Source organism: Paenibacillus sp. J23TS9 (genome assembly GCF_018403225.1).
In the GTDB taxonomy this organism is placed as follows: domain Bacteria; phylum Bacillota; class Bacilli; order Paenibacillales; family Paenibacillaceae; genus Paenibacillus_AQ.
In genome coordinates this window covers 1-457 of the sequence record NZ_BOSG01000025.1, presented here as the reverse complement: position 1 = coordinate 457, position 457 = coordinate 1, and the positions used below count along the sequence as shown (strand labels likewise).

At 46.4% G+C, this 457-nt stretch carries 1 tRNA gene and 1 rRNA gene; both read left to right on the top strand.

The features are described 5' to 3' along the window. Positions 1-28 precede the first annotated feature (28 nt). Positions 29-104: transfer RNA gene (locus KJS65_RS29545), tRNA-Ala, on the top strand. Positions 105-351: 247 nt separating this feature from the next. After that, positions 352-457 (top strand): 23S ribosomal RNA (locus KJS65_RS29540); the annotation flags it as partial.

Here is a 457-nt window from a genome sequence, read left to right as displayed (position 1 = left end):
GCCATACTTCACTTATGAAGTGAACTATGGGGCCATAGCTCAGCTGGGAGAGCGCCTGCCTTGCAAGCAGGAGGTCAGCGGTTCGATCCCGCTTGGCTCCACCAATCATTTTCATCTAAAACTTGATTAAACTTTCATTCACACATTCGTGATGAACGGAAATTTGATCGATTGATCCTTGAAAACTAGATAACGAAACGAATTTGCGTTTTAGAAATATCCTTTTAGCTGCTTGTGTCAATTTATTGACCAAGTAACAAAAGTAGCAGACGAGTGTTTGGATTGAAGAGCGACTTTGGCTTTGTGCGAAGCACAAAACAACGGAGCGAGGCGAGCCAAACAGGAGTCAATGGTTAAGCTACTAAGAGCACACGGAGGATGCCTAGGCACTAGGAGCCGAAGAAGGACGTGGCGAACAACGATACTGCCCCGGGGAGCTGTAAGCAAGCATTGATCC